Here is a 581-nt window from a genome sequence, read left to right as displayed (position 1 = left end):
TCCTGTCCGTCATAAAATATCTTAATGTTGGGGTTGCCTCCCTTGCTCTCGTCTCCCCGGGAGTAGAGGCGGTTCCTGCGGGCGTGCCGCCATTTTTCACTGGCGGCCCGGCCCTGGCAGACCTTTTCCCACAACCTTCTGCCCCCAAAGACTACCTCTGGTATTGTACCCTTCTCCCGGTAATCCTTCAGTTCAGCCAGCCTTTTTGCGAGTGAAACCACCCGCTTGTTCCGCCCCTTGACTGCCAGGCGGAGCTTTTCAATAACTTCTGAAGCAGCCCCCTTTTCCTCTGCCTTTGCCAGTTTCCTCATAGCCAGGCTGAGCTTCTTCCTGGCCCGGCCCAGTTTCTCTTCTGTTTCTTCATTTTCTAACTTCAGCAGTTCTGTTTGGGAGTCCAGCAGGGCCTGTGCTTTAAGTCTGGCATCATCCGCATAGCGGGAGTTCAGCCCAAAAAGTTCTTGTCCTGACTTCTTGATTTCACGGCGGGAAGCACCTTCCAGGAGCCGGTTAAAGGCCCACCGCATACAGGCACAGAAGAGACGCATCTCCGTAGTCAGCGGGTCTTCTTCGCCCCTGCTCCA

1 pseudogene is annotated in these 581 nt (G+C 55.1%); it reads right to left on the bottom strand.

Annotated elements, in window-relative coordinates:
- A pseudogene (locus JDF658_RS12670) lies at positions 1 to 581 on the bottom strand (IS200/IS605 family accessory protein TnpB-related protein); the annotation flags it as partial.

Source organism: Carboxydocella sp. JDF658 (assembly GCF_002049395.1).
Lineage (GTDB): Bacteria > Bacillota.
The sequence above is the reverse complement of the archived record's forward strand: the minus strand, read 5'-3'. Positions and strand labels throughout refer to the sequence as shown.